The organism is Arthrobacter sp. AOP36-F1-5 (assembly GCF_058137995.1).
In genome coordinates, this window is the sequence record NZ_CM176892.1 from 2,492,828 (window position 1) to 2,514,497 (window position 21,670).

General features: G+C 66.0%; 19 protein-coding genes. All 19 read right to left on the minus strand.

Features of this window, described 5'->3' with window-relative positions:
- Positions 1-288: 288 nt before the first annotated feature.
- Positions 289-1,068 carry a type 1 glutamine amidotransferase domain-containing protein gene (locus tag AC3ZI9_RS11460; protein WP_444561626.1) on the minus strand — a complete coding sequence of 260 codons (780 nt, stop codon included), beginning with the start codon at positions 1,066-1,068 and terminating at the stop codon, positions 289-291.
- A 50-nt stretch (positions 1,069-1,118) separates the two neighbouring features.
- Positions 1,119-2,312, minus strand: coding sequence for a Gfo/Idh/MocA family protein (locus tag AC3ZI9_RS11465; protein ID WP_489923589.1), 1,194 nt, complete (start codon positions 2,310-2,312; stop codon positions 1,119-1,121).
- Positions 2,313-2,368: 56 nt separating this feature from the next.
- Positions 2,369-3,406: an ABC transporter ATP-binding protein gene (locus AC3ZI9_RS11470; protein WP_444561628.1), complete on the minus strand. Its 1,038-nt coding sequence runs from the start codon at positions 3,404-3,406 to the stop codon at positions 2,369-2,371.
- Complete coding sequence (locus AC3ZI9_RS11475) at positions 3,393-4,421, minus strand: ABC transporter ATP-binding protein (RefSeq protein WP_444561629.1); 1,029 nt, start codon at positions 4,419-4,421, stop codon at positions 3,393-3,395. The genes AC3ZI9_RS11470 and AC3ZI9_RS11475 overlap by 14 nt, the downstream gene beginning before the upstream one ends.
- A complete protein-coding gene (locus AC3ZI9_RS11480) occupies positions 4,422-5,336 on the minus strand; it encodes an ABC transporter permease (protein WP_444561630.1) in 915 nt (304 codons plus the stop codon).
- A complete protein-coding gene (locus AC3ZI9_RS11485; RefSeq protein ID WP_444561631.1) occupies positions 5,333-6,256 on the minus strand; it encodes an ABC transporter permease in 924 nt (307 codons plus the stop codon). Before AC3ZI9_RS11485 ends, AC3ZI9_RS11480 begins: the two co-directional genes overlap by 4 nt.
- 101 nt (positions 6,257-6,357) lie before the next feature.
- The gene (locus AC3ZI9_RS11490) at positions 6,358-7,950 is read right to left on the minus strand and encodes a peptide ABC transporter substrate-binding protein (protein ID WP_444561632.1); all 1,593 of its coding nucleotides are present in this window, start codon (positions 7,948-7,950) and stop codon (positions 6,358-6,360) included.
- A gap of 246 nt (positions 7,951-8,196) precedes the next feature.
- The gene (locus AC3ZI9_RS11495; protein WP_444561633.1) at positions 8,197-9,426 is read right to left on the minus strand and encodes an ROK family transcriptional regulator; all 1,230 of its coding nucleotides are present in this window, start codon (positions 9,424-9,426) and stop codon (positions 8,197-8,199) included.
- A gap of 66 nt (positions 9,427-9,492) precedes the next feature.
- Positions 9,493-10,410 carry an aminoglycoside phosphotransferase family protein gene (locus AC3ZI9_RS11500; RefSeq protein ID WP_444561634.1) on the minus strand — a complete coding sequence of 306 codons (918 nt, stop codon included), beginning with the start codon at positions 10,408-10,410 and terminating at the stop codon, positions 9,493-9,495.
- A gap of 105 nt (positions 10,411-10,515) precedes the next feature.
- Positions 10,516-12,027, minus strand: coding sequence for an Asp-tRNA(Asn)/Glu-tRNA(Gln) amidotransferase subunit GatB (gatB, locus tag AC3ZI9_RS11505; RefSeq protein WP_444561635.1), 1,512 nt, complete (start codon positions 12,025-12,027; stop codon positions 10,516-10,518).
- 1 nt (position 12,028) lies between these two features.
- Complete coding sequence (gene gatA / locus AC3ZI9_RS11510) at positions 12,029-13,576, minus strand: Asp-tRNA(Asn)/Glu-tRNA(Gln) amidotransferase subunit GatA (protein WP_444561636.1); 1,548 nt, start codon at positions 13,574-13,576, stop codon at positions 12,029-12,031.
- A 3-nt stretch (positions 13,577-13,579) separates the two neighbouring features.
- Entirely contained in the window at positions 13,580-13,876 is a 297-nt protein-coding gene (gene gatC, locus AC3ZI9_RS11515) for an Asp-tRNA(Asn)/Glu-tRNA(Gln) amidotransferase subunit GatC (protein ID WP_444561637.1), read from the minus strand.
- A 42-nt stretch (positions 13,877-13,918) separates the two neighbouring features.
- Positions 13,919-15,121, minus strand: a complete 1,203-nt coding sequence (locus AC3ZI9_RS11520) for an MFS transporter (protein WP_444561638.1) — start codon at positions 15,119-15,121, stop codon at positions 13,919-13,921.
- 41 nt (positions 15,122-15,162) lie between these two features.
- On the minus strand, positions 15,163-15,681 hold the full coding sequence (locus tag AC3ZI9_RS11525; protein ID WP_444561639.1) for a GNAT family N-acetyltransferase: 519 nt from the start codon (positions 15,679-15,681) through the stop codon (positions 15,163-15,165).
- Between the two features lie 112 nt (positions 15,682-15,793).
- Positions 15,794-16,618, minus strand: a complete 825-nt coding sequence (locus AC3ZI9_RS11530) for an inositol monophosphatase family protein (protein WP_444561640.1) — start codon at positions 16,616-16,618, stop codon at positions 15,794-15,796.
- Positions 16,615-18,990 carry an NAD-dependent DNA ligase LigA gene (gene ligA / locus AC3ZI9_RS11535; RefSeq protein WP_444561641.1) on the minus strand — a complete coding sequence of 792 codons (2,376 nt, stop codon included), beginning with the start codon at positions 18,988-18,990 and terminating at the stop codon, positions 16,615-16,617. Before ligA ends, AC3ZI9_RS11530 begins: the two co-directional genes overlap by 4 nt.
- A gap of 41 nt (positions 18,991-19,031) precedes the next feature.
- A complete protein-coding gene (locus tag AC3ZI9_RS11540; RefSeq protein WP_444561642.1) occupies positions 19,032-19,835 on the minus strand; it encodes a CPBP family intramembrane glutamic endopeptidase in 804 nt (267 codons plus the stop codon).
- Between the two features lie 28 nt (positions 19,836-19,863).
- Complete coding sequence (locus AC3ZI9_RS11545; protein ID WP_444561643.1) at positions 19,864-20,889, minus strand: S66 family peptidase; 1,026 nt, start codon at positions 20,887-20,889, stop codon at positions 19,864-19,866.
- A 55-nt stretch (positions 20,890-20,944) separates the two neighbouring features.
- On the minus strand, positions 20,945-21,646 hold the full coding sequence (locus tag AC3ZI9_RS11550; protein WP_444561644.1) for a hypothetical protein: 702 nt from the start codon (positions 21,644-21,646) through the stop codon (positions 20,945-20,947).
- Positions 21,647-21,670 lie beyond the last annotated feature (24 nt).

Here is a 21,670-nt window from a genome sequence, read left to right on the forward strand (position 1 = left end):
TTGCATTCGCCGTGGCTGCGGCGGTCCTCATCTTGACGATTCCCCCGCTATTCGGCACGCACGAGCCGTACCAGGTCTGGCTCACCTCCGCACTGGCGGTCCTGACCACGATCCTGGGAACAGCCGTCATTCTCTTGCGCCCTCCCCCACGGAAGTGAGGTAGCCGGCAGAGCCGGCGATGGCCCCCACGCCGACGGGTGCGGGGGGGCCATCGACCCATATCGGATGGTCACGGGACCGAGAGCCCTCCAGACAGCCCGTCCCCCGTGTTCCGGTCAGCTCTACGTGTCAGTGCCCGGCTTCCTCCGCAGCGGCCTTCTCGGCGGCCTTCTCCGCGTCCTTGGCTTCGCGCAGGGCGTGGGCCTCGAATTCCTCCTCCGCCTTCTCCTGATGGATGACATTGGCCAGGAGCTTTTCCATCTCCTTGGCCACCCCGCCGGCCGAGGCCGGGTTCTGCCCGGTCACCAGCCGGTCATCGACGACCACCTTCTCCTCGAAGACGTCGGCCTGGACGTGGGTCGCCCCTTGCTCCTCGAGCCGGTCGGCAAGGAAGAACGGGATGATCTTGTCCTTGCCGGCAGCGACTTCCTCCTCGTTGGTGAAAGCCGCCACCTTGCGTCCGGAGACCAGACGGAAACCATCGGCCAATTCGACGTTCACCAGTCCGGCCGGTCCGTGGCAGACGGCCCCGACGACGCCGCCGGCATCATAGACACCGGCCACCAGCTGCTGCAGGCCCTCGCTGTCCGGGAAGTCCCACATGGTGCCGTGGCCGCCCACCAGATAGACGCCGTCGTACTGCTCGGGATCGACCACCGAGACCCGGGCCGTGTTGTAGAGCCCGGCCCGCGTGGTCTCGCTTTCGGTGAAGGCCACCTGGATGGGGTCCTCCTTGTCGACCACGTCCTGCGGAGGGTGCCCGCCCTGGATGGACGCGAAGTCCACGATATGACCGGAATCGGCGAACACCTTCCACGGATGCGCTGCTTCGGCGACGTTGTATCCGGTTTTTTCACCCGTATCGCCGAGTTCGGAAACGCTGGTCAGGACCATGAGGATCTTCTTCATGTCGTGCTCCTTTCGTCCGGTTTTCCAGCCTAGGACAGATGCGGGCTACTTCACAGGGCGAACTTATCCGCCGTTTCCCGCTCTTGGTTGGCCGCGAAATACCGCAGCAAGCCTTCGTCCAGTGGCGGGACCTCCCGTGCCGCCCCGTCCCCGCGCAACGACTCCGTCGCCAGGACCCCGGCCGCGACGGCAGCCCGGGCGGCGACCGGCGAGGTCTCCGTCGGGCCGCCCTCGGTGGCAAAACGCAGGAACTCGCCGATCAGCAACGGGTCGGCCCCGCCATGCCCACCATCGGCGTCGGCGATGACCACCTCCTGGTCGGCCTCCACGTAGCCGTCCTGGGTCCTGCTGGTCCACACCTTGATCCGGTCCCCCGCATGGTCCCCGAAGTTCTCCAATCGACCGCGCGTACCGATCACCGTGTAGTTCCGCCAGTAGTCGGGGGTGAAATGGCACTGCTGGTAGGACGCCAGGATGCCGTTCTCCAGCACCATGTTCATCATCGAAACATCCTCCACGTCGATGACCGGGTTGAGGTCCTGCTGCGCGGACGGCGGCCAGTTCTCCAGCGAGAACCAGTCGCCCATGCGCCGGTCGGAATTATCCCGCCGTGACGTCACATCGCCGTAGACCGCCAGGGTGCCGACGGCCGATACGCGTTCCGTGTAGGCATCGGCCAGCCAGTGGATGACGTCGATGTCGTGGGCGCCCTTCTGCAGCAGCAGACCGGTGCTGTTCGCCCGCGCGGCATGCCAGTCCTTGAAGTAGTAGTCACCGCCGTTCCCCACGAAATGACGGCACCAGACGGCCTTGACTTCCCCGATCGTTCCCGCCTGGATGATCTCGCGCATCTGGCGGATCACCGGCATATGGCGCATGTTGTGTCCGACGTAGAGCGTGGTCCCGGTCCGGAAAGCAGTGTCGAGGAGGGAATCCACGGCCTCGAGCGTGACGTCCAACGGCTTCTCGCAGAACGTGGCGATGCCTGCCTCCAGGGTGCGCGTAGCCACGGCGGCATGCTGGTTGTCCGGGGTCAGTACCAAAACGGCGTCCAGTCCGGCCGTCAACAGATCATCGAGGTCCGCGGTGACGGTGGCTTCGGGCAGTTTGGCTGCCGCATCTGCGCGGCCGCGTTCGCTGGTATCGCACACCATGGTGACGACCGACCCTTCACCGGGGCGGTGCGCCTGCCGGAACAGTCCCGAGCGCAGGCCGAAACCGACCACTCCTACTTTGAGATCCACGAATCTAACTCCTTAATTATTGATGAAAATGTCGCCGCAGGTGCCGCCGGTTGCCTTCACTGCGCCGACACTGTGTCGGCGAAATGGCATCGGGCGGCATGGGTTCCGGAAATTTCGACGGGCTCGGGTTCCTGGTCGACACACATCGCCTGGGCCAGCGGACACCGCGTATGGAACCGACACCCCGACGGCGGGTCGATGGGCGAGGGCGGGTCACCCTGGAGCACGATGCGTTCGCGGTCGGCACCGTCGTTTTTGCGCAATTCCGGCGCCGCGGAGAGTAGCGCCTGGGTATACGGGTGGCCCGTGCGGTCGTAGACTTCGTCGTAGCGGCCCAGTTCCACGACCTTGCCCAGGTACATGGTGGCGACCCGGTCGGAGATGTGTCGGACGATCTGCAGGTCGTGGGCGATGAAAAGGTAGCTCAGGCCCAACTCTTTTTGCAGCGTGTCGAGCAGGTTCACGATCTGGGCCCGGACGGAGACGTCCAGTGCCGAGACCGGTTCATCGCAGATGAGCATCTTGGGGTTCAGCGCGATTCCCCGCGCAATCCCGATGCGTTGTTGCTGGCCTCCGGAGAAGTTATGCGGGTATCGGTCCGCATGGTCGGGGTTCAAACCGACCAGCTCCAGGAGTTCGCGGATCTTGTTCCGTCGCCCGGCCCGGGGCTCGATTTCGGAATGGATCGCGAAGGGCTCACCGACCAGCTCTTCAACGGTCATGCGCGGGTTGAGCGAGGAGAACGGATCCTGGAAGATCAGCTGGATGTTCCGACGCATCTCGCGCTTTTCCGCCCCTTTGAGCTCATTGATGTCCTGCCCCCGGAAAAGCACCCGCCCTTCGGTCGGCTTTTCCAGACCCGACATGACCCGGGCCAACGTTGATTTTCCACAGCCCGACTCCCCGATGACGCCCATGGTTTCCCCGGGACGCACGTCCAGGTCCACCCCGTCCAGGGCCTTGACCACCTTCTGTGGTCCGATCGGGAGATGGCGGTGTACCGGATAGTGCTGTTTGATCCCCTGCATTTCCATCAACGGGGCGGCCGCCCTCCCGGGCGTACCGTTCTGGATCGTTGCTTCAGGCAGTGACATGGTCCAAGACCTCCTCGGTGTGGAAACAAGCGCTCTGACGCCCGGCGCCCACCGACTCCAACGGCGGTACCTGTTCCAGGCATTCGTCCGTGACGAAGGGGCACCGGTTGGCGAAGGAGCACCCGTCGGGCAAACGCAGCAAATCCGGTGGTGTGCCCGGAATCGCCGGCAAGCGTTGCCCCTTCAGCTCCTCGCCGGCAACCGATGCACGGAGTCCCTGGGTATAGGGGTGCCCCGGGTGGTTGAGCACCTCATCGGTGGCTCCATGCTCGACGATGCGTCCCGCATACATCACCGCCACTTGATCGGTGACTTCCTTGACCACCGAGATGTCATGGGTGATGAGGATCAGCCCCATGTTCCTCTCCACCTGTTGTTCCTTGAGCAGCTCGAGGATTTGTGCCTGAACGGTGACGTCCAGTGCCGTAGTAGGCTCATCGGCGATCAGCAGCACAGGGTCCAGGGCAAGGGCCATGGCGATGACGATGCGCTGACGCATGCCGCCGGAGAACTGGTGGGGATAGTCATTCACCCGAGAAGCAGCGGCCGGGATCCGCACCCGGTCCATCATGTCGATTGCTGCTGCCTTGGCATCCTTGCGGGAGTATCCACGGTGGACCCGGTACAACTCACCGATCTGGCGTCCGACCGGGTGGACGGGGTTCAGTGCCGTCAGGGCATCCTGGAAGACCATCGAGACCCTGGATCCGACCAGTTCACGGTGCCGTTTGGCACTGATCGTCAAAAGGTCCTCCCCTTCAAGCAGGATTTCTCCACGCGGGACCTTGGCCGGTGGCATGTCCAGGATGCCCATCACCGCTCGGGCGGTGACCGATTTCCCGGATCCGGATTCACCCAGGATGCCCAGCGCCTCACCGCGCTGGACGGTGAAGTTCATGCCGCTGACGGCGGTGGCAATGCCCTTCGAAGTGTCGAATTCGACGTCGAGGTCCCTGACTCGGAGCAGCGGGTGGTCCCCCGCCGGGTCGGGTTGTTGCGTCTGTTGCGTTCTCACTTACTTGCCTTTCGGGTCGAATTCATCGCGCAGTGCTTCCCCGAAGAGCACGAAGCCGAGCACCGTGAGTGTCAGGAACAGTGCCGGGAAGACCAGCAGGTGCGGGGCGGCGGAGATGTAGTCGCGTGCCGCAGCCAGTTGCAGTCCCCAGGACACCGAGGGCGGGGTGAGGCCGATGCCGATGAAGGTCAGCCCCGCTTCGGCGGAAATCACTCCGCCGACTCCGAGTGTCTGCAGGACCAGCAACGGGGTCAACGAGTTCGGGATGATGTGGGACTTGATGATCCTGGTCTTGCTGGCACCCAGCAGCATCGAGGCCTGGACATACTCTCGGTTGCGTACCTCCATGACGGAGGAGCGCATGAAGCGGACGCCACCTGGCCAATTGAACAGGGCCAGCGCGAAGATCACCGTCCAGACGGTACGTTCGCTGAACAGCTGCAACACGACGATGGCCGCCAGGATGAACGGAAGGCCGAAGGCCATGTCGCAGGCCCGCGAGATGATGACGTCGACCCAACCGCCGAAGTAGCCGGCAAGGGCTCCGAGAATGGCTGCAACGACGAAGGAGATCGCGGTGACCACGATGCCCACCAGGATCGAGGCGCGGGCACCATAGATGACGTTCGTGTAGTAATCGCATCCTTGGATGTCGACGCCGAAGATGTGCTCGCTACTGGGCGCCTGGTTTGTTTCCATCACGTTGCAGTTCGCGTTGGGGTCGCTGCCGAACCCGGCAAAGAGCTGGGGGAAAGCAGCCATGAGCAGCATCAGCGCCACGATCGTCCCTGAAATCAGGAAGCGCGGCCTCAACCAGATGGGCCCCCGGTTCGTCTTCTTGCGCCGCCGCGGCGGGAAGGTGGCCGGTTCGCCGGCGGCAACGGCGGAAGCGGTCGGCTCGGTGGTCTGGCTCATACTCGTACCCTCGGATCAATCACGCCGTAGAGGAGATCCACGAGCAGGTTGAAGAAGAGGTAGACCAATACGAGCATCGTGGCGATGCCCACGACGATGGTCCCCTCCTTGTTGTTGATTGAGGTCACCATCAACCCGCCGATGCCGGGAATGTTGAAGATGGCCTCGATGATCACTGCGCCGCCGAGCATCCCGGCCAGGCTCAGCCCGAGATAGGTGACCACGGGGATCATGGCATTGCGCAGGGCATGGCCCCAGATGACCCGTCGCGGGGAAAGGCCCTTGGCTCGTGCCGTACGCATGTACTCCGACCGAAGGACTCCCACCAGCGAGGTGCGGGTCAGTCGTGCCAGGCCGGCGGCTGCTTCGAAGGCCATCACCAACGCCGGCAGGATGAAGGCCATCGGCCACCCGGCACTGATTCCCGCCGGGTTGACCCAGCCCAGTTGGACACCGAACACCGTCTGGGCGCCCAGGGCGATCACGAATCCGGGCACACCGAGGAACACGACGGTGAAGACCAGTGCGAAGTGGTCCCCGGCACGCCCGTGACGCAGCCCGCCGTAGACGCCGATGGCCAGTCCGATCACCAGTTTCAGGACCCACGCCGTCAGGGCCAGGGCGAAGGTCGTCGGCAGTCGCTCCAGGATCAGGCCCAAAACCGGTCGACCGAAGAAGTCAATCCCGAAGTTCCCGTGCAACAGGCCCCACATGTAGTTTCCGTATTGCACCAGGAACGGGTCATCCAGATGGTAGGCCTGTCGGATCTGGGCCACTGTTGATTCGGGCAGGGGGCGGGCGCCGGTCAACGCCGCGATGGGGTCTCCGGGCATGAGGAAGGTCAAGGCGTAGATCAGGAAGGTGGCGCCGATGACCACCGGAATCATCTGCCCTATGCGGCGTATGGTGTAGCCGAGCATGCGGATGGTCCTTTCGCGGTGTGATGGGAGTGGTGGGACGGGGTCCGATGCGCCGGTGTCTACTGCTCAGCGACGCATCGGACCCGTGGATGATTCACTACCTAGCAGCCATACCCCGCGCGGTAGAACTGCAGATCCCCCTGGACTTCCTTCATATCAGCGCATTCGGTGTGCAAGCCGAAGTCGGTGGGAATGAACAGCGGGATGGCCGGCATGTCCTTGACGATCAGTGACTCGGCCTCGGCGTACGTCTTTGCTGCCGTGGCTTCGTCCTGCGAGGCCCGTGCCGATCTGACCAGCTTGTCCACCGGCTTACTGGAATATCCCGTGGTCTCGTTGCCGTCGCCGCCCGTTTCGTACTGGCTCAGGTACTGGTCCGGGCTCTTATAGGACCAGCCCCAGAGGCCGAAAACGGCTCCATCGAGTTCCTGGTTGTTGCGACGCGACTGCAGCTCGGTACCCAGAACCGGCTTGAGCTGGACCTTGATGCCCAGGTTCTCCTTGATCTGCTTGGCGATGGCCTGGACCAGCTGCTGGTCGGATGCCGAGTTGTGTTCGATCACCAGGGTTCCGTCGAATCCACCGGCCTTTTTCAGCAGCTTCTTCGCCTCGTCGGCGTCGAAGGTGCACGAAGCGCAGGCGCCTTCCTCATAGGAATCCAGCGACGGCGGGACCAGCGAGTCCGACGCCGAGGCGTAGCCCTGCAATAGGGACTTGGCGATGGATTCGCGGTCGATGGACATCGAGATGGCCTTCCGCAGATCCGGGTCGCGCAAATCCTTGATGTACTCCGGGATCTGCAACGTGTACTGTTTGGAGCCGGTTTCGACCTCGTAGAGGGAATCCTCGCCCAACTGGCTCTTGGCCTTGGAGACCATCGTGGCGGGCACGTTGCGGATCATGTCCAGGTTTCCGGCCGTCATATCGGTGTAGGCCGCGTCCACCGCCGTATAGATCTGGCCGGTGAGCTTGTCGGCGCCGCCGGAGAAGCCATCGGCCCCCTTGAAGCCGTCCCACTTCTCCAGCACTACTTCTTCGTTGTGGTTCCAGGAGACGAACTGGTAAGGCCCATTGGACACGGGGTTCTCCTCATAGGCCTCCGGGTCGCTGAACGCCTGTTCCGGCAAGGGGCAGAGGGCCGAGGTGCTCAGGAGCTTGGGGAAGTCGGCATTGGGTGCGTTGAGTGCGATTTCCAGGTGCTGGTCGTCAACGACCTCGACACCAGAAAGTTCATCCGTCGTGGGCTTGGAGCCGTCCGACGGGTTCAGGTCCTTATACCCCTCGAAGGCGGTGAAGGAGCCGTTGCCCTGCCAGGCATTGGAACCGGTGGCCGTCTTGTTCCAGGCCTTGGCGAACGAGTCGGCAGTCACCGGTGCGCCATCCTGGAACGTCCATCCGTCCTGCAGCTCGATCTTCCAGTGTTGGGCATCATCACTGGTCACCGAGGTCGCAGCCAGTGGTTCCAGTTCCTGGGATTCGGTGTTCACCTCCATCAGGTTCGCGCAGGTGGCCATGGCGACCTGGCTGCCCGGATCCTCATGCGGCACCAATGACTTGGGTTCGCTGAGTTGGAAGGACAAGGCGCTTTCCTCCCCGGCCCCCGCTGCGTTCCCCGCACCGGATGCACAGCCGCTGGCCATCAGCATCAACGCTGATGATGCCGCGACCAAGGCAAACATCTTCTTTTTCGGCATGCTCCACTCCCGTTCAAATGATCTGTGGTGATCGAGCTGATTAGGTGGTCTCCGGCGGAGCACGACAAGATGTGATCCGCTTCACCTAGTTAATTTATGCTCTAAAATAAATCAGATACGGCAGAGCCTGTCAAGGAAGTACCTCAAATGGCGAAGGAGGTTACCGGCGGCTTCGACAGCTGAAACCGGCTCGGTGCACGGCAACGAGTGACACGGTCCTGCCCTGCACGATTCCTGGGCTCGGCCTTATACCGGGTCGGGAGTGGCCAGCCCGGTGATCCCCAACGGGTCCGCCAGCACCGCGGCAACCAGCGTCGACGCGGCGAAGAGGGAGAGCGAAAAGACGTGGTCCGTGGAAAGAACCACTCGTTCGGCCGCTCTCTTACCCGTCTGTGCCCTCCGGGCCACTTCATCGACGAGAGAAGCGAACACCAGGGGTGATTCCGCCGGGGTGCCGACCACCACCAGCAGCTCGGGATCATGGATGTCAATGAGCTGGGCTGCGGCCCGGCCGACCCACCGGTTGCGTTGCTCCAGCAGGGCGATGGCCCCCGACTCCCCCTCCGCCGCCTGGAACAGGATCTCGTCGATGTTCGGCGACCCCTGCAGACCTCGCTCCACCGCGGTGTCTGCGACGGCGTCATCCGACGCCATGACCGCCAGGCATCCGGTCCGGCCACAGGGGCAGGGTCGGGCACCGTCGTCGACGGAGAGATGGGCGATCTGTCCAGCGGTTTGGCTGAACCCGGACCGGATCCTGCCGGCATCGACCATGACCGAGCCGATATCGGCGGTCACCACCATCAACACGAAGTCGTTGGTCCGCTGCCCGTGCCCGTAGAGCAATTCGGACTGGGCCGCTGCGCGGGCGTTGTTCTCCAGGATCAGCGGCCCGGGCAACCTGCCCTCGAGCAGGGCCATGACGTCGACGTTCTTCCACCCGGCGCCGGGGTTGTCGATGATCAGTCCCGCGGCACGATCCACGATGCCGCCGGTCGCGATCCCCGTCCCGATGACGACCCGGCCGCGGGTATCCTCCGCAAGCAGCTCATCGGCGGCCGCGACGATCAAATCCATTGACTCCTCCGGTGGCATCCCGGTATGGGGAACCAACACCGAGGCATGTTCGCTGCCGTCCAGGCCCATGAGTACGACGCCGGTGGTGCGAGGCCCCAGATGGATGCCCATCACCAGCGGGGTCTTCGTATCGACCTGCAACGGCACCCGCGGACGCCCCTGGGTGCCCGAGAGTGGTGCCAGCTCCCGCAACAAGCCGGCTTCGAGCAGCTGCACCACCATTTTCGTGACCGATGCGGCACTCAACCCCAGTTGCAGGGCGACTTCCGAACGAGACAGTCCGGGGTGGTCGAAGACGTGCTTCATGACGGCCGCGGTATTGAGTCGCCGCAGATCATCGCCGCGATGACCACGACCGTTGCGTATTCCGGAGTCGACAGCAGGATCTAGGGTTGCCATGACCGCTGGTGTTCTCCTGTTCGGTGCCGGCCACGCCGGAATGCGTTGCCCTTCCCATGATGCACGTCAGACACACTCAACTGCCAACTGCCCCAGCGCATGCCGGCCCACGGAGTGCAGCGGGTCGCCCTCGGGCATCAGAGCCATCAAGGTCCCGAAGTGCACCGCCCATCCCCGGGCACGCGCCCAGGTGTCCGCGTCGTGGGGGAGTTCGGCGATGAAGGCGGCACGGCCTGCCGGGGTGAAATGCAGCCAGGCAGCCGCCAGGTCGCAGGCGGGGTCCCCGGCGGTGAGGTCCCCGAAGTCCACGACCGCCGAAATCGTCGCCGGGCCGGAACCCGGCACGGTCACGAGGTTATGCGGATGCAGATCCCCATGCAGCCACAGGGGTGGGCCGTGGTGTTCGGGCGCCTGCACCCCGTTGGCAAAGATTTCATGCCAGGGCCCGGGCAGCGGCCGGCCCGCTTCCGCCAGTCGCCGGGTGAAGGCCTCGGCCCGGGTGGCCAGGGCGGTGCCCCGGACAGCATTGCGCGGTGCGTCTGCCGGGGCCGGAACGTGCAGGGTGCGCAGGAACCGGCCGAGGGCCGCGGCATAGCCATCCCGGTCGGCAGCCGGACGGTTTGCGGCGGATTCCCCGTCGAACCAGGGCACCACGGCCCAATGGTAGGGGTAGCCGCTTCCCGGGCGGCCGCGGCGCACCACGGCCGGAATCGGCAACGGCAGCCTCGGGGCCAGGAAGGGCAACCACCTGACTTCGTTCAGCAGCAGCTGGTGGGCGCTGGCCCGCCGGGGCAGGCGCACGGCCAGCTCCCCTCCCAGCCGGTAGACGATGTTGTCCCAGCCGTTGGCCACCCGGACCAGGTCCAACCCGGCCAGTCCGGGGTGCTGTTCGAACAGCAGGGTACGGACCAGGGCGTCGGTGACCTCGACATCATGGGCCGGAACCCCGGATCCGGGTCGTTGTCCTGCGCCGTGGGCGGTCATGGGACCACGCTACACACCCGGCAGAGGCCGAGGGACGGGCGGAAGGTCCTCCGCCCGCCCCTCGGCAGGTGTTTCGGCGTCCGGGCCACCGGGGCCCGGGACGGATCAGCCCTCGACGCCGAGCTTCTCCAGCACGATCTCGCGCACGCGGCCGGCATCGGCCTGGCCGCGGGTGGCCTTCATGACCGGGCCGATGAGTGCACCGATGGCCTGGACCTTGCCGTCCTTGATCTTCGCGACGACATCGGGCATCGAGGCCATGGCGTCGTCGATCGCGGCACCTAGTGCTGAATCATCATTGACGACGGCCAGCGACCGCTTCTCGACGATCTCGCTCGGCGTCCCCTCCCCTGCCACTGCGTATTCGAGGACCTGGCGGGCGATCTTGTCGTTGATCTTCTTGGCTTCGATCAGCTGGTTGAGCTCGATGATCGTCGCCGGGGTGACCCCGAGGTCCATCGGCTCCACGTCGGCGTTCTTGGCCAGTCGCGAGATCTCGCCCATCCACCATTTGCGGGCCACCGCGGGGGTCGCACCGGCGGCGATGGTCTCTTCGATGGCGTCCAGGAATCCCGCATTGACCACATCGCGGAACTCGGCGTCGGCATAGCCCCAATCGGCCTGCAGGCGCTTGCGGCGTTCGGCCGGCGGCTCCGGCAACTGGGCGCGCAGTTCCTCGACCCATTCGCGGGTCGTGACGATCGGCACCAGATCCGGTTCGGGGAAGTAACGGTAGTCATCGGCGTCCGACTTGGGACGGCCCGACGTCGTGGTCCGGGTGTCCTCCCGCCAGTGGCGCGTCTCCTGGACCACGAGGTTGCCGGCGTCCAGGACCGCTGCGTGGCGTTCGATCTCGAAGCGCACGGTGTGTTCGACCGCGCGCAGGGAGTTCACGTTCTTCGTCTCCGAGCGGGTGCCGAACTTCGTGGCGTCCTTGGGCATCAGCGAGACGTTGGCGTCACAACGGACGTTGCCGCGTTCCATCTTGGCGTCGGAGACATCCAGGGTCTTCACGATCTCGCGGATCGCCGCCACATAGGCCTTGGCCAGCTCGGGGGCGCGCTCGCCGGCCCCGGTGATGGGCTTGGTGACGATCTCCACCAGCGGCACGCCGGCCCGGTTGTAGTCCACCAAGGAGGAATCCGCGCCCTGGATGCGCCCGGTCGACCCCATATGGGTCAGCTTCCCGGCGTCTTCCTCCATATGGGCCCGCTCGATCTCCACCCGGAAGACCTTGCCGTCGGAGAGTTCGATGTCCAGATACCCGTCGAAGGCAATGGGCTCGTCGTACTGCGAGGTCTGGAAGTTCTTCGGGGTGTCCGGGTAGAAGTAGTGCTTGCGGGCGAAGCGGCAGTACTCGGCGATCTGGCAGTTCAGCGCCAGACCGATCTTGATGGAGTACTCCACCGCCTTCTTATTCACCACCGGCAGCACGCCGGGCAGGCCGAGGTCCACCGGGGTGACATTGGTGTTGGGGACGTCGCCGAAGGCGTTCGGGGCGTCGGAGAACATCTTGGTGGCGGTGTTCAGCTCGACGTGCACCTCGAAGCCGAGGACCGGATCGTACCGCTCCAGGGCCTCGTCGAAGTCGACGAGTTCTTCAGTTGCATGGGCCATCTCAGGCGACACCTTCCTTGGACGATTCGGCCAGCTCGGGGGCCTGGTTGATCAGCGGACCGTCCCAGCGGTCCTCCAGCAGCTTCTCCAAGGCCGCGCCGGCACGGTAGAGCCGGGCGTCCTCGTGGGCCGGGGCCAGGAACTGGATGCCCACCGGCAGACCCTCGGAGAGCCCTCCGGGGACCGTGATGCCGGGGATGCCGGCCAGGTTGGCGGGAATGGTGGCGACGTCGTTGAGGTACATCGCCAGCGGGTCGTCGAGTTTCGAACCCAGTTCGAAAGCGACGACCGGGGAGGTCGGGGACACCAGGACGTCGGCCTGGGCGAACGCCGCCTCGAAGTCACGCTGGATGAGCGTACGGACCTTCTGCGCCGACCCGTAGTAGGCGTCGTAGTAGCCCGCCGACAGGGCATAGGTGCCCAGGATGATCCGGCGCTTGACCTCGTCGCCGAAGCCCGCCGAACGGGTGGAGGCCATGACGCGTTCGATGGTCAGCGGCCCCTCCGTGGGCAGGACACGGTTGCCGAAACGCACGCCGTCGTACTTGGCCAGGTTGGAGGAGACCTCCGAGGGCATGATCAGGTAGTAGGCACCCAGCGCGTACTCGAAGTTCGGGCAGGAGACCTCGACGATCTCCGCGCCGGCGGCCTTGAGCACCTCGAGGGACTCGTCGAAGCGCGACTGGACCCCGGCCTGGTAGCCCTCGCCCTGCAGTTCGCGGATGACCCCGACGCGCACACCGGTCAGGTCCCCGGTGGCGCCCTGTTCGGCGGCCGCGGCAAGTCCGCCGACCGGTGCATCGATGGAGGTGGAATCCTTGGGGTCGTGCCCGCCGATGAGCTCGTGCAGCAGGGCCGAATCGCGTACGGTGCGGCTGACCGGGCCGATCTGGTCCAGCGAGGAGGCCATGGCGATGGCCCCGTAGCGTGAGACGGACCCGTAGGTGGGCTTGACCCCGACGGTGCCGGTGACGGCGCCCGGCTGGCGGATCGAACCACCGGTGTCGGTGCCCAGCGCCAGCGGCGCCTCGTAGGCGGCCAGCGCCGCCGCGGAACCGCCGCCGGAACCGCCGGGAATGCGGTCCAGGTCCCACGGGTTGCGGGTGTCGCCGAAGGCCGAGTGTTCGGTGGAGGAACCCATCGCGAATTCGTCGAGGTTGGTCTTGCCCAGGATCGGCAGCTTGGCGGCACGGATCTTTTCGATCACGGTGGCGTCGTAGGGGCTCATCCATCCCTCGAGGAACTTCGAGCCCGCGGTGGTGGGCTGGCCCTGGGTGACGATGAGGTCCTTGATGGCGATCGGTACGCCGGCCAGCGGGTGCAACGCCTCGGCCTCGGCCCCTCCCGCGCCGCGAATCGCGTCGACTTCGGCGGCCACGGCGAGCGCCTCCTCCCCGTTCAGGTGAAGGAAGGCGTGGATCCCGCGGTCCCCGCCGTCGACCGCTGCGATGCGGTCCAGGTGGGCCTGGACGGCCTGGACGGAGGTGAGCGATCCGTCACGGAGTTTTGCCGCCAGTTCGGCGGCGGAGAGCTTGATGATCTCGTTCATGCCCTACTCCCCTTCCAGGATGGCCGGAACCTTGAATCGGCCGTCTTCGGCGTCGGGCGCGTTCTGCAGCGCCTGGTCCTGCGTCAGCGTCCGGCCGACCACGTCTTCGCGCATCACGTTGGTCAGCGGTAGCGGGTGGCTGGTGGCCGGGACGTCGTCGCCGGCGGCCTCGCTCACGGATTTGATCGCGTTGACGATGACACCGAGTTCGCCGGCCATTTTCTCCAGCTCGGTCTCGCTCATCTCCAGGTGGGCCAGTTGCGCCAGATGGGCAACTTCCTCACGACTGATCGCAGGCATGTATCTCCCCGAATTCATGGATGGTGGGTTTTCCCCACCAGTCTAGTTCAGGACCGGCGTCCGCCGGTGCCGGTCCGCCGCCCTGATCCCCACCAGGGCCAGGAGCACTGCGGCCAACGAGCCGGTTCCTGCGGCGATGATGATCAGGCGGTCGCTGTCCACCACCAGGCCGGGGGTTCCCAGCAGGAACCCCAGCCCGACCATGATCTTGAAGACCACGGTCAGGTACGCCCAGGCGGCCCCGTGGTGGGCTTCGGGGATCCGGGCATAGACGGCGTTGCGCACCCCTGTGTTGTGCATCCCGTTGCCGAATCCGCCCAGCAGGAACACCGCCAGGATGACCAGGGCGTCTGGCCACAGCCCCTCCGCCAGGATGGCTGCGCCGATGAGCACACCGCCCAGGAGCACCGGGGTCCTCACCCGTGCCCCCAGGAACCTGCTCCCGCCGGTTAGGGCGCCGATGAGCGCGCCCACCGACCAGGCCCCGAGCATCACCGCATAGAGGGTGTCGTTCCCGGCCACCGAGCGCAGATAGAAGACCCCCGCGACTCCTTCGGCGGAGGTGAACAGCACGACGGCGGCCATGGGGATCAGCAGGAGGGCCAGCAACCGGTCGGTGAACAGGATCCGTGCTCCGGCTCCGTCGCCACCGGCGCGAGGTTCCTTGAGGTCGACCGGCACCGCACGGCGCGGCACCACCAGCCCCGCCCCCAGGGCCAGCACCGTGAAGCCCAGGGCGTTGAGGGCCAATACCGGTTGGACGGACCAGGCGGTATAGGCGAGGGCGGCGATCGGCGGTGCCAGGATGCCCGCCAACGATCCGGCGGAGACGATCAGGCTGCTGGCCCGCGCCAGCGGCAGCGGCCCCCGGAGGGAGGGAATGAGTTTGAAGATCGCCGAGGCGTTGATGACGGCACTGATGCTGGCCCCGCACATCAACACCAGGCTGACCCGCAGGTCATCGACGAGGGCCATCAGGGCGAAGAGCAGGACGTGGGCAAGCAGGCTGGCCACCCAGATCCTGCGCAGGTTCGTCCCGTCGACCAGCCGGCCCACCAGCGGGGCCGCCAGGATCGGGGGGATCAACCCCGTGAGGAACAGTATCGTGACACCCCAGGACCCGAGCTGGTCGGCCGCAGCCAGGGTCAGGGCGAAGAGCGCCATCGCGTCCCCGACCATCGAGACGAAGGCCAGGAGCACGAAGACCGGGTAGGTCCTTCGGGCACGGGGCGACGCGGTGGGCATGGGCCGACCCTACTTGCTTGGGCCGGCCGGGCCGCTGCCGGTTAGAGCGGCAGGATGTAGACCTTGAGCAGGATGTCGGTGTCGGGGACGAACCAGTCCCGGTCGGTGGCGCGCTGGAAACCCATCGTCGTGTAGAGGGCGTTGGCTGCTTCCCAATGCCCGCCGGTGGTCAGTGAGACCGTGTCCACGCCGTCGAGCTGCCGGGCCCGGTCGATGACCGCCTCGACCATGGTCCGTCCGGCCCCCGAACGCTGCACGGACGGGTCCACGACCAGCATCCGGAATTCGAGTTCACCGGCTTCGGCGATATCGGCGTAGGGGTTCCCCGGCTGGACCAGGGTCACCGCACCGATGACTTTCCCGTTGTTTTCGGCGACCAGGATCTCGGCTGCGGCGTGGCGGTCGGCGACCTGGCGGACGAACTGCAGGTATTCGTGGTCGGGGTCCTCGAAGTGCCCCGCCGCCAGGTAGGAGTCCACGGTGATGCGGCCGATCTCGTCGTAGTCGGCTTCCGTGGCCTGGCGGATGGTCAGGGGCATGCGGGCGGTTGCAGTAGTCATCACCTTCCAGTTTGACACCTTTTCGTCGTCGCGATGAACCAGGGTCCTCTGAATGTCGCCGAATTCACGGCTTCCACCCCTCGGGGATCCTCCCCTCCTGCCGCGGTCCGGTTCAGTGGGCCGGAGGTGCAGGAAGCAGATCGAAGTCGATGTAGCCGGCGGCCTGCCAGCCCGGATCGGCCTCCGGGCGCAGCACCGGGCACCCGGCTTCCTCGGCGACCAGGGCCCCGGCGGACCAATCGTGTTCTCCGGTGCCGTATTCGGCATAGGCATCGAGGGTCCCATCGGCGACCAGGCACAGGTCCACGGCCGCCGAGCCGATGCGCCGCACGTTGGCGAACCCCGGCAGGAGGGTCGCCACCGCCTGCAGCTGGAAGTCGCGTCGGGTGGCGTCGTACCCGAATCCGGTGGCGAGCAGGGCCCCGGCGGCCCCGGGGACGGGGCCGGTCAACCGGCGCGCCCCGGCGTCGTTCCCGGTCTCGGTCCCTCCCAGCCAGGCTCCCGCCCCGCGCGAAGCCCACCAGGTGCTGGCCAATGCCGGGGCCTGCACGACGCCGGCGAGCCATACGGTGGCTTCCCGGCCGTCGGGGGCGGGACCGGCGACGGCCACCGAGGTGGCGTAGTAGACGATGCCGCGCACGAAGTTGGCCGTGCCGTCCAGCGGGTCGATGGACCAGCGGTAGGCGCTGGGCTCCGCGGGGGTGGTGCTGCCGTATTCCTCCCCGGTGATGGCATCATGCGGGCGTTCGGCGTTGATGACCGCACGCACCGCCTGTTCGGCCCGCCGGTCGTAGTCGGTGACCCAGTCCCCGGCCGCGGATTTGGTGTCGGCGGCGATGTGGACTCCGTGGCGTTCGGCCAGCACGGCGGCGCCGGCGGCCGCGGCGCGGCGGGCGATGGCCAACAGGTCGGCGGTGGCTGCGGGATTCTGGCTCATGCTGGGTCTCCATCGGTGGTGATCTGTGATTCCGCGGATTCCGGGGTCCCGGTCTCCTCGGCGGTGGGTTCGGGGCCGTTCTCGAGCAGGGCGCGGAAGCCCTCCTCGTCCAGCACCCTCAGGCCCAGGGAGACCGCCTTCTCCAGTTTGGTGCCCGCCGCTTCCCCGGCGACGACGTAGCTGGTCTTCTTCGAAACGGACCCCGAGGCCTTGCCGCCGCGGGTGATGATGGCCTCCTTGGCCTCATCGCGGCTGAAGCCCTCCAGCGATCCGGTGACCACGATGGTCAGCCCCTCGAGCGTGCGCTCGGTTTCACCGTGGGATTCATCGACCATGCGCACGTTTTCCGCGGCCCAGGCCTCGACGATCCCCAGATGCCAGTCGATGCCGAACCATTCGATGAGGGCCTCGGCGATGATCGGACCGATGCCGTCGACGTCGGCCAGTTTCTCGGCGGCATCCTCGGCGGTGACGGCTTCGCGGATGGCGTCCATGGACCCGTAGTGGGTGGCCAGGGCGCGGGAGGCGGTGGGCCCGACATGGCGGATGGACAAGGCCACCAGCACGCGCCAGAGCGGCTGCGTCTTGGCCTTCTCCAGTTCCTCGAACAGCTTCTTCGTATTGGCGGTAGGAGCCGAGGGTTTCTTCTCGGTACCCTTGCTCCAGAAGTACGGGACGAGCTCGAACCGACCGGTGCCCACCCCCTTCTCGCGCCTCTCCCGCCAGACCTTCACCTCGGCGAGCGCCTCGCGCAGCGTGTCGTCTCCATGGCCGGTGGCCAGGTCGAAGATCCGGGCTTCGTTGATGATCGGGCCGGGTCCTGCGGGTTTGGGCAGGCCTCCGTGCTCGGCCGGGTCGGGGCCCGGGCCCACGGTCAGGGCCAGTGCGGCTTCCTCACCCAGGGCCTCGACGTCGAAGGCCCCGCGACCGCCCAGGTGGGCGACGCGTTCGGTCAGTTGGGCCGGGCAGGATTCGGCGTTGAGGCAGCGGATGTCGATATCGCCCTCCTTCGCCGGAGCCAACGGCTCCCCGCAGGAGGGGCAGTCGGTGGGCATGACGAATTCGTGCAGTTCGTCTTCGCGTCCCTCCCGCAACGGCAGGACCGGACCCACGATCTCGGGGATCACGTCCCCGGCCTTGCGCAGGATGATGGTGTCCCCGATGAGCACACCTTTGGCCTTGACGACGTCCTGGTTGTGCAGGGTGGCCATCTCCACGGTGGATCCGGCGACCTTCACCGGTTCCATGACCCCGTACGGGGTGACACGTCCGGTGCGCCCGACGTTGACGCGGATGTCCAGCAGCTTGGTGTGGACCTCCTCGGGCGGATATTTATACGCCACCGACCAGCGCGGTACCCGGGAGGTGTATCCCAGCGCCCGCTGGATGGCGAAGGAGTCGGCCTTGACCACGATCCCGTCGATGTCGTGGACCAGGGAGTGCCGGTCGGCCCCGTAGGTCTCGATATAGGCCAGGACCTCGTCGATCGAGTCCACGACCTTCGAGTACGGGGTCACCGGTAGGCCCCAGCCCTTGAGGAGTTCGTAGGTTTCGGACTGGGAGGCGGCATCCAGCCCCTCACGGACCCCGAATCCGTGAACGAACATGCCCAGCGGGCGTTTGGCGGTCTCGGCCGGATCCTTTTGGCGCAGCGAGCCGGCGGCGGCGTTGCGCGGGTTCGCCAGTTCCGGTTTGCCGGCTTCGAGCAGGGCCTCGTTGTATTCACGGAATTTTTGCGAGGGGAAGAAGATCTCCCCGCGGATTTCGACCTCCGTGGGCCAGTTGCTGCCGGAGAGTTCGGTGGGGATCTCACCGATGGTCAACACGTTGTGGGTGACATCCTCGCCGGTGGTGCCGTCCCCGCGGGTGGCGGCCCTCACCAGCTTGCCCTCACGGTAGAGCAGGTTGATCGCCAGTCCGTCGATCTTGACCTCACAGAGCCAGCGCAGCTTCTGGTTCGGGGCCCGGGTTCCGGCGTTGACGGTGGCTCGTTCGAGCCAGGCGGTGAGTTCCTCGAGGGAGAACACATCCTCCAGCGAGTACATCTGGGTCAGGTGGACCACCGGGGAGAAGGCCGCGGAGACCTCGCCGCCGACTTCCTGGGTGGGTGAGTCGTTGGAGACGATCTCCGGGTGCAGTTGTTCGATTTCCTCGAGGCGGGTGAACAGGACATCGAACTCGGCATCGGAGACGATCGGGTCGTCCTCAAGGTAGTAGGCCATCCGGTACCGGCGGACATCGTCGATGAGCTGCTGGTACTCCTCCCGCAGTTGCCCCGCGGGGATGACCTCGTCACCGGCGGCGGTGCTCGCCCCCTCGGCGGAGGCGGTGGTGGAACGGTCCGTGGTGTTCTGCTGCTCGCTTTTCGTCACCCCTCTATCTTGCCCCACCGGCCCTTGGCGTGGCGACGAGGTCAGGCGGGGACGACTCCGGCGAGCTGCAGGGCAGGGAAGATGACGGCGGGCGAGCTCGTGAAGAGGTTGACGATGAAGTGGGCGATGGTGATGGGCAACAACCGTTTCTGTCGGAGCACGATCAGCGCCGATCCAATCCCCCATACCGTGAACGCCACGACGTAGACGATCATGGCGTCCGCCGTCGGGGCGAAGAAGGCGTGCTGGGCGCCGAAGGCGACCGAACAGACCAGCACGGTGGCAAGGACGGGCCACCGACGCAACAGGCGTGACTGGGAGTAGCCACGGAACACCGCCTCCTCGGCGGGGGCATTGAGCGGGGCGAAGGTCAGAACGGCAATGATCCCCAGGGCCAGCCCCCAGCCGGGTTGGGTGATGGCTGCGGCCTGCGGGTCGTAGAAGACCGTTCTGAATGCCGTGAACATCTCGGGGCCGTGCAGGGCCCACATGGTGCCCATGATGGCGGCGACGAAGGGCAGGTAGAGGACGAGGATCCAGAGCAGTCCCCAGCCGATTTCGCGCAGCATCGGACGCCGGGCCGGGACGAACAGGGAACGAAGGTCCTGGCCTTCGGAGCGCAGGAAACGGGCAACGAGCCACAGCGAGACGATGTTCACCGGGAGCAAGCTCAACGAAGCCAGCAGGGGCGACGGCGGAAACGAGGCCGGACCGTCGACACCGACCATGACCAGCCAGGCGATCGTCGTGGCCAGGGCGACCAGCCCCACCCGCACGATCAGCAGGACTCCCCCGCGCAGGGCGTGGGCTCTGGCCACAACCGACGGTGCTGGTTGCGCACTCATGGCATCAGGGTACGTCCTAACCCGGGAATCAGGGCAGCAGGTGTTGGGTGATCTGCCCGTGCCCGCCGACCAATTCGACCTCCGCCAGCGCCCCGTTGACCAGCGGCATCTGAGGAGGCTGGTGCCCCGTATCGAAATCAAGGATCACAGGAATATCCAGATCCCCCAAGGCCCGCTCCACCGCTTCGGCCTGCGTGAGTTCCGGGGTATCGGGAGCAGTGGTGCGACCGATGAGTACTCCGTTGGCGTGGTCGAACCATCCAGCCAAACGCAGTGCCCAGAGTGTACGAAGCACGCTCACGGCGTCGGAATCGACGACTTCGAGGTAGACGATCAGTCCTTCGGGGGCATGCTCGCGGGCGAATCCCGACAGATCCCCATAGCTGGATCCCGAGAGCAAGGATACCGTCTCCAAACACCCTCCCAGGAGTCGGCCACGCAGTTCCACGTCCCCGGCATGCAGCGACCTCCAGGCGGTCGGTTCCTCATAGGCTTCGGCCCGACCCAACGGTTCCTCATCCCAGTCGGACCACGGGCGTGACCGACGATACGGGGCAGCTGTTTGGGTGAAGGACGCGCCTTCGGGCAGTGCTGCCACCTCGGTCCAGCGGTGGAAACCTGTCGGCAGTTCCCACGGCTCGTCCATGAGGCTGCCACCGTGAATGGTTGCGACACCGGTGGTGATCGTCAGTGGCAACAGAAGAGTGGAGATATCCGACCAGCCGACGAACCAGGTGGGGTCCTCCGCGAGGGTGTTCCAATCGGTTCCTTCGACGATTTCGATGGCCAGCTTCCCTCCCCAGGGCGGCAGGACGGCACGGGCCGGACCGGAGAAGGCGGCAGCGAGTTCGGCCCGCCGCGCGGATGGCGGGCCTGAAGCCAGTCCCTCCTGACGGACGGATTCCTCCACCTGTACTTCGAATCCGGCAGCGCGCAAGTCCGATACCGCATGGTCCAGCCGGGGGTGCAGGGAGACCGGGACGCCCATCGACGGGACGGTCACCTCGATTCGGTCTCCGGCGGAAAGAGGGCGGGGGTATCGCATTCCGGTCATCTGGTTGACCCTAGCAAGGCACGGGCCAGTCTCTGCCCCGTCTTGAAAACGACGACTAGTCGTCGGCGGCAGGGGCTGCGTCCAACAACGGCAGATCCGCGGCGACCACCAGATGCGAGGTGACGGCATGTTCGACCAGGCGGGCCCGCCGGTTGGTTGCCAGTTTGCCGGCGCCCCCGCGCAGCCCGGCGACTCCTGATTTATCCAGCTTGTCGCAGACGTTGTCGAGTTTGCGGTTGAACTTGGTCAACGGCCACCCCAGCCGGGCCGCTGCCTTGGCCGAGGTCGGGATGGAGCTCAACCCGGTGCCGTCGCGGCGGAGCATCGGTTCCGCCAGGGAAACCACCAGCGCCCGCTGGGCCTCGGTGAGCACGACGGGGCCGATCGTGGTCTGTCCATCGCCGTCGTCCGCGTTCCATTCCTGGCGGAAGGCCGGCGTCGTGAGGTGGACCGAGAATTCGTAGGTCGTGGGTCCGGCGGTGAAGACGACATTGGTCTGGCTGAACACCAGGGGGATCCGGGCGCCCGGCGCCACCCAGGCCTGGAGTCCACCGGTGGCGTCGGCGATGGTCGCCGAAAGGCGGGAACCGACGTTGGAGAGCCACCAGATGTTGTCGTAGCAGGCCACGGTGAGGAAGCGCCGGTGCAGGTAGGGGTTGTCGTCGACCTCCAGATCGCCTTCGCGCCCAATGGTGAAGACCTGGTCATCAGCGACCGGGAACCATTCCCCGCAAAAATCGATGTTCACTTCGGCCATACGTCGTTTCCCCCTGGGTCGTCC

Bases quoted from the DNA above. Each gene is read 5' to 3' on its own strand.
- AC3ZI9_RS11460 (WP_444561626.1), bottom strand. From the start codon at position 1,068: ATGAAGAAGATCCTCATGGTCCTGACCAGCGTTTCCGAACTCGGCGAT.
- AC3ZI9_RS11470 (WP_444561628.1), bottom strand. From the start codon at position 3,406: ATGTCACTGCCTGAAGCAACGATCCAGAACGGTACGCCCGGGAGGGCG.
- AC3ZI9_RS11480 (WP_444561630.1), bottom strand. From the start codon at position 5,336: ATGAGCCAGACCACCGAGCCGACCGCTTCCGCCGTTGCCGCCGGCGAA.
- AC3ZI9_RS11485 (WP_444561631.1), bottom strand. From the start codon at position 6,256: ATGCTCGGCTACACCATACGCCGCATAGGGCAGATGATTCCGGTGGTC.
- AC3ZI9_RS11490 (WP_444561632.1), bottom strand. From the start codon at position 7,950: ATGCCGAAAAAGAAGATGTTTGCCTTGGTCGCGGCATCATCAGCGTTG.
- AC3ZI9_RS11495 (WP_444561633.1), bottom strand. From the start codon at position 9,426: ATGGCAACCCTAGATCCTGCTGTCGACTCCGGAATACGCAACGGTCGT.
- AC3ZI9_RS11500 (WP_444561634.1), bottom strand. From the start codon at position 10,410: ATGACCGCCCACGGCGCAGGACAACGACCCGGATCCGGGGTTCCGGCC.
- gatB (WP_444561635.1), bottom strand. From the start codon at position 12,027: ATGGCCCATGCAACTGAAGAACTCGTCGACTTCGACGAGGCCCTGGAG.
- gatA (WP_444561636.1), bottom strand. From the start codon at position 13,576: ATGAACGAGATCATCAAGCTCTCCGCCGCCGAACTGGCGGCAAAACTC.
- gatC (WP_444561637.1), bottom strand. From the start codon at position 13,876: ATGCCTGCGATCAGTCGTGAGGAAGTTGCCCATCTGGCGCAACTGGCC.
- AC3ZI9_RS11520 (WP_444561638.1), bottom strand. From the start codon at position 15,121: ATGCCCACCGCGTCGCCCCGTGCCCGAAGGACCTACCCGGTCTTCGTG.
- AC3ZI9_RS11525 (WP_444561639.1), bottom strand. From the start codon at position 15,681: ATGACTACTGCAACCGCCCGCATGCCCCTGACCATCCGCCAGGCCACG.
- AC3ZI9_RS11530 (WP_444561640.1), bottom strand. From the start codon at position 16,618: ATGAGCCAGAATCCCGCAGCCACCGCCGACCTGTTGGCCATCGCCCGC.
- AC3ZI9_RS11540 (WP_444561642.1), bottom strand. From the start codon at position 19,835: ATGAGTGCGCAACCAGCACCGTCGGTTGTGGCCAGAGCCCACGCCCTG.
- AC3ZI9_RS11545 (WP_444561643.1), bottom strand. From the start codon at position 20,889: ATGACCGGAATGCGATACCCCCGCCCTCTTTCCGCCGGAGACCGAATC.
- AC3ZI9_RS11550 (WP_444561644.1), bottom strand. From the start codon at position 21,646: ATGGCCGAAGTGAACATCGATTTTTGCGGGGAATGGTTCCCGGTCGCT.